Below are 6,506 nucleotides of genomic sequence, written 5' to 3'. Positions count from 1 at the left end.
TAAATCCTATAGAACAGATGTGGGCATGGGTTAAACGTAAGCGTAAAGAATGGTTGATCGACTCAGTCGATGAGTTATTTCGAGTTTTTTTCGAATCTTGTATGAATAATAAAGTAGTTTGACTATATCATGACTTTAATCCAGTCAGCAAAGCTGAATGGACTGGATCCGTATGCCTATTTAAGTGATGTGCTGAAAAGGCTGCCGACACATAAAGTGACACAAATAGAAGAATTACTGCCACACCGCTGGAAATCCGACCAAAATTAAAAAATAGGCATGGGATTCAGCGGACGCTTACGTTATATCGAAAATATGATCAAATTATATAAAGTTTGTTACTTTAAATTCACAGTGAACAGGGTCAAAAAAAATTATGATATGTATATAAAGCAGCAAAATTATTGAGGTATGAGATATGGATCACATTTTGGTTGAATTACTTCAAACCATTAAACATGAGAAACAAGGCTGTGAGCCAAAAGTATATGATATGGGGACATTATTAAAAGTTATTCATGATTCCCATGATACATATTTGGTCACGGCAGATGATGAGCTCTTTTCATTTTCATTGCGTAAAGTCGATGAAGGGACTGTTTGGATAAAAGTTTAAAGCTTTAAATATCGTCTTAATGATTGTAAGCCCTTTGTTATCGCAAAGGGCTTTTTTATATCTGAGGATTTTAATTCTTAGATTGTCAACAATTCAAAAAAATAGATTAAAAAATAATCCAAATTTTCGGCTTATAGCACCTTAGTCGTAGAATGTGGATTGTATTGTTGACAATTATTTGTATTTTGCTAAAAAATAAGCATAATTTAGTGATCTTCAATAAGAATTGTCAACACTATGCAAAATTTGTCAGAAAACCCTATTGAGAAGGGCTACCAAACGCTCACAGACCAGATTTTTTATAAAATCCAGTCGGCGATTATTTGTGGTGAGCTTGCTGCAGGAAGCAAGATTTCTGAACCTGAACTTGCGCGTGTTTATGGCATTAGTCGAGGTCCTTTGCGTGAAGCGATTCACCGCCTAGAAGGGCAAAAACTGGTTGAACGGACTGCCCATGTCGGTGCGCGTGTGGTGTCACTCTCGCATCAACAGTTGCATGAACTCTATCAGATTCGTGAAAACCTTGAAGGTCTCGCTTGTCGCCTTGCTGCACAGCATATTGATAAAAAACAGATTATTGCGTTAAGGGATATTTTAAAGCGTCACGCTGAAGACGATGCCTTTAAAGCGGGTAAGGGGTATTTTTTGCAGGAAGGTGAAGATGACTTTCACTATTGCATCATTAAAACCAGTGGTAACAAAACCTTAGAAAAAATGCTGTGTGATGAGCTATATCACCTAATTCGTATGTACCGTATTCAATTTTCCAAAACGCCAAATCGCCCGCATCAGGCCTTTAACGAACATATTCGTATTTTAGATGCGATTGCCGATGGCGATGCCGAACTTGCCGAATTGTTGATGCGCCGTCATATCGCTGCATCTTATAAAAATATTGAATCCAACTGGATTCAAGCTCAAGGAGAAAAACATGTCTAATTTATCTGCGGGTCAGCGTTTCCGCGATGCTGTTGCGGCTGAAAAACCGTTACAGGTCGTCGGTACGATCAACGCCAACCACGCCTTACTGGCAAAACGTGCAGGCTATAAAGCCATCTATTTATCAGGAGGTGGGGTCGCCGCAGGCTCATTAGGTTTGCCTGATTTAGGCATTAGTAACTTGGACGATGTGTTGACCGATGTGCGCCGTATTACCGATGTTTGTGATTTACCATTATTGGTCGATGCAGACACAGGCTTTGGTGCTTCAGCATTTAACATTGCACGCACCACCAAATCGTTAATCAAGTTTGGCGCAGCAGCCATGCACATTGAAGATCAGGTTGGGGCAAAACGCTGTGGACATCGTCCAAATAAGGCGATTGTTTCACAACAAGAAATGGTTGATCGCATTAAGGCCGCAGTTGATGCGCGTGGCGATGACAAGTTTGTGATTATGGCGCGTACCGATGCTTTGGCAGTCGAAGGTTTACAAGCTGCGATTGATCGTGCTGGGGCATATATTGAAGCAGGTGCAGACATGCTGTTTCCTGAAGCGATTACTGAACTGTCGATGTACAAACAATTTGCCGATGCTGTACACGTACCGATCTTGGCGAATATTACCGAATTTGGTTCTACGCCTTTATTTACCACAGACGAATTGGCGTCTGCCGATGTTAGCATTGCATTGTATCCACTGTCTGCATTTCGTGCCATGAATAAAGCAGCTGAAAATGTGTATCAGACTTTGCGTCAAGAAGGCACACAGAAAAATGTAGTTGATACTATGCAAACCCGTCAAGAGTTGTATGACCGTATTAACTATCATCAGTTTGAACAGTATTTAGATGCCTCATTCGCTAAAAATAAATAAGCATCTGACACTCAAATTGCCCCCTAATTTTTACAACAAGATCAAACAGACAAAAGGAAACTGTCATGAATACACAAGTTGAAAAAACAGAATTCAAACCAAAAAAATCAGTGGCGCTCAGCGGTCAAGTCGCTGGCACCACTGCGCTATGTACAGTAGGACGTAGCGGAAATGACCTGCATTACCGTGGTTATGACATTTTAGACTTGGCGGTACATTGCCAGTTTGAAGAAGTGGCGTACTTACTGGTACATGGTAAGCTGCCAAATACTGCGGAATTGAGTGCTTATAAAGCTAAGCTCAAGGCATTACGTGGTTTGCCAGCAGGTTTAAAAACTGCCTTGGAACAACTGCCACCGTCTGCTCACCCAATGGATGTCATGCGTACAGGTGTTTCGGTTTTGGGCTGCTTAACGCCAGAACATGATGATCATAACTATGCAGGTGCGCGTGATATTGCTGACAAGTTGATGGCAAGTTTGGGTTCAATGCTGTTGTATTGGTATCACTTTAGCCATAACGGCAAACGCATAGAAGTTGAAACTGATGATGACTCAATTGGCGCGCACTTCCTGCATTTGTTGCATGGTGAAAAACCGTGTGAACAATGGATTCAAGCCATGCATACATCTTTGATTTTGTATGCTGAGCATGAATTTAACGCGTCAACATTTACCTCGCGTGTGATTTCGGGTACAGGTTCAGATATGTATTCGAGCATTGCAGGGGCGATTGGTGCATTGCGTGGGCCAAAACACGGGGGTGCAAATGAAGTCGCATTTGTGATTCAGCAGCGTTATAACTCTGCCGATGAAGCTGAAGCCGATATTCGTAAACGTGTTGAAAACAAAGAAGTGGTGATTGGTTTTGGCCATCCTGTGTATACCATTGCCGACCCGCGTAATGATGTGATCAAGAAAATTGCTGCTGAACTGGCCGATGCACAGCGCAATAAAAAAATGTATGTCATTGCGGAGCGTCTGGAATCTGTGATGAAAGAAGTGAAAAACATGTTCCCGAACCTCGACTGGTTCAGTGCAGTGAGTTATCACCTGATGGGCGTACCAACAGCCATGTTTACCCCATTGTTTGTGATTGCACGTACCGCAGGCTGGTCGGCACATGTGATTGAACAACGCCAAGATGGCAAGATTATTCGACCAAGCGCACATTATACAGGCCCAGAAAACCTGAAATTTGTGCCACTTGCGGAGCGTGATGCATGAACACCCAGTACCGTAAAACGTTACCAGGTAGCAACTTAGATTATTTTGATGTGGTACAGGCAGTCGAAGACCTACAAGCAGGGGCTTGGGCAAAGCTGCCGTATGTCAGCCGTGTGCATGCCGAAAATATTGTACGCTGTGCTGAACCTGAAAAAATCAACGATTATTTGCTGCAAATTATTCAAGGCAAACAGGAATTGGACTTTCCGTGGTTTCCTGCGCGTGTGGTTTGTCATGACATTTTAGGGCAAACCGCACTGGTTGACCTTGCAGGTCTGCGTGATGCCATTGCTGATAAAGGCGGTGACCCATCTAAAGTCAATCCAGTCGTGCCGACTCAGCTCATTGTCGATCATTCGTTGGCAGTGGAATACGGCGGTTTTGATCCAGATGCATTTGCCAAAAACCGTGCGGTGGAAGATCGCCGTAACGAAGACCGTTTTCACTTTATTGAGTGGACAAAAACTGCATTTAAAAATGTCGATGTGATTCCTGCGGGTAACGGCATTATGCATCAGATTAATCTGGAAAAAATGTCACCAGTAATCCAAGTGCGTGATGGCGTGGCATTTCCAGATACCTGTGTTGGTACAGATTCGCATACCCCACATACCGATGCGTTGGGGGTGATTTCTGTTGGTGTCGGTGGCTTGGAAGCTGAAAACGTGATGTTGGGTCGCGCATCTTGGATGCGTCTGCCCGACATTATTGGGGTTGAGCTAACAGGTCAACGTCAATCAGGCATTACCGCGACGGACATCGTACTTGCCTTGACGGAATTTTTGCGTAAAGAACGTGTAGTTGGTGGCTATCTCGAATTTTTCGGTGAAGGTGCAGACAGCATGTCAGTGGGAGATCGTGCTACGATTTCCAACATGACGCCTGAATATGGTGCAACCGCAGCGATGTTCTATATCGACCAAAACACCATTGATTACTTACGTCTGACAGGTCGTGAAGATGCTCAAGTTGAATTGGTTGAAACCTATGCCAAACACGTTGGTTTATGGTCAAGCAGTTTGAAACAAGCCGAATATCCACGTGTTTTACGTTTTGATTTGTCGAAAGTGACCCGTAATATTGCAGGGCCATCGAATCCGCATGCACGTGTTTCTACGGCTGATTTGAAAGAAAAAGGTATTGCGGGTGTGGTTGAGCAGCGTACTGATGGCTTAATGCCTGACGGTGCAATCATCATTGCGGCAATTACCTCATGTACCAATACTTCAAACCCACGCAATACAGTTGCCGCAGGTTTGTTAGCACGTAAAGCCAATGAATTGGGTTTAACCCGTAAACCGTGGGTGAAATCGTCTTTTGCACCAGGTTCTAAAGCGGCTGCCCTGTACTTGGAAGAAGCAGGCGTATTGCACGATCTTGAAAAGCTCGGTTTTGGTATCGTGGCGTATGCATGTACGACCTGTAATGGGATGTCAGGTGCGCTTGATCCGAAGATTCAGCAAGAAATTATTGACCGTGACTTGTATGCCACAGCGGTACTTTCGGGTAATCGTAACTTCGATGGTCGTATTCACCCATACGCAAAACAGGCATTCTTGGCATCTCCACCGCTTGTTGTGGCGTATGCAATTGCAGGAACCATGCGTTTTGACATCGAAAAAGATGCACTAGGCACAGACAAAGACGGCAATCCGATTTACCTGAAAGACATTTGGCCAAGTGATGCAGAAATTGATGCACTGGTTAAAGAAGCCGTGAAGCCTGAACAATTCCGTAAAGTCTACATTCCAATGTTTGACTTGGGCGAAGTTGAGCAAGCCAAAAGCCCGCTTTATGACTGGCGTCCGAAAAGTACTTACATTCGCCGTCCGCCATATTGGGAAGGTGCTTTGGCTGCACCGCGCACGTTGGCAAATATGCGTCCGCTTGCGATTTTGGGCGATAACATCACCACAGATCATTTATCACCATCCAATGCGATTTTGATGGACTCTGCGGCAGGTGAATACCTCCACAAAATGGGTGTGCCTGAAGAAGACTTCAACTCATACGCAACGCACCGTGGAGATCACTTAACGGCACAACGTGCAACATTTGCCAACCCGAAACTGTTTAATGAAATGGTTCGCCGTTCTGACGGTACGGTGAAACAAGGTTCAAAAGCGCGTGTCGAGCCTGAAGGCGAAGTGATGCGGATGTGGGAAGCGATTGAAACTTACATGAACCGTAAGCAACCGCTGATTATCATTGCGGGTGCGGACTATGGTCAAGGTTCTAGCCGTGATTGGGCTGCCAAAGGTGTTCGTCTTGCAGGTGTTGAAGCGATTGTGGCGGAAGGTTTCGAGCGTATTCACCGTACTAACTTGGTGGGTATGGGCGTTTTACCACTTGAGTTTAAAGCAGGGGTGAACCGCAATACCTTGAAGCTCAATGGTACTGAGTTATACAGCGTGATTGGTCGTATTGCGCCACGTTCTGACTTGACTTTGGTGATTGAGCATTCAACGGCAGATGGGCAAAATGAAGTTGTGGAAGTGCCCGTGACTTGCCGTTTAGATACCGAAGAAGAAGTGTCTGTGTATGAAGCGGGTGGTGTGTTGCAGCGTTTTGCTCAGGACTTTTTGGAAGGTCAGGAGCAGAAAGAGCCATTGACTGCTTAATTAAAAGTATTTGAAATTGTTTGAGAAAAGCCCTACTGTGAAGTTAATGCCAGTCAGTTAAGCTGATTGGCATTTTTTCTTTGGATATTTTGCAGGTTTTGCTTTAACTACTCTTGGACACAGCCTATGCCTTTTTTCAGGTAATACATACATTTTTGAACTTTCTAATAAATGCTCTAAATGTCTAGGCAAATTACCTGCCGACTCTAAAGGCGTATGCCTCAATA

5 protein-coding genes and 1 pseudogene are annotated in these 6,506 nt (G+C 44.1%); all 6 read left to right on the top strand.

Features of this window, described 5'->3' with window-relative positions; genetic code table 11:
- Window positions 1-126: 126 nt before the first annotated feature.
- Window positions 127-270 (top strand): annotated as a pseudogene (locus tag GBN19_RS13970) (transposase domain-containing protein); the annotation flags it as partial.
- 148 nt (window positions 271-418) lie between these two features.
- Window positions 419-616 (top strand): hypothetical protein, encoded by a 198-nt coding sequence (locus GBN19_RS13965; protein ID WP_151778547.1) that lies wholly within the window; start codon window positions 419-421, stop codon window positions 614-616.
- A gap of 237 nt (window positions 617-853) precedes the next feature.
- Window positions 854-1,555 (top strand): GntR family transcriptional regulator, encoded by a 702-nt coding sequence (locus GBN19_RS13960; protein ID WP_151710237.1) that lies wholly within the window; start codon window positions 854-856, stop codon window positions 1,553-1,555.
- On the top strand, window positions 1,548-2,432 hold the full coding sequence (gene prpB / locus GBN19_RS13955; protein WP_151710238.1) for a methylisocitrate lyase: 885 nt from the start codon (window positions 1,548-1,550) through the stop codon (window positions 2,430-2,432). Before GBN19_RS13960 ends, prpB begins: the two co-directional genes overlap by 8 nt.
- A 65-nt stretch (window positions 2,433-2,497) precedes the next feature.
- Window positions 2,498-3,658, top strand: coding sequence for a bifunctional 2-methylcitrate synthase/citrate synthase (prpC, locus tag GBN19_RS13950; RefSeq protein ID WP_151778546.1), 1,161 nt, complete (start codon window positions 2,498-2,500; stop codon window positions 3,656-3,658).
- Window positions 3,655-6,279, top strand: a complete 2,625-nt coding sequence (gene acnD / locus GBN19_RS13945) for a Fe/S-dependent 2-methylisocitrate dehydratase AcnD (protein ID WP_151778545.1) — start codon at window positions 3,655-3,657, stop codon at window positions 6,277-6,279. Before prpC ends, acnD begins: the two co-directional genes overlap by 4 nt.
- The last annotated feature ends 227 nt before the right edge of the window (window positions 6,280-6,506 follow it).

It is taken from the genome of Acinetobacter brisouii (assembly GCF_008993995.1).
Classification (GTDB): Bacteria; Pseudomonadota; Gammaproteobacteria; order Pseudomonadales; family Moraxellaceae; genus Acinetobacter; species Acinetobacter brisouii_A.
This window is presented reverse-complemented; position numbering and strand designations above follow the sequence as displayed.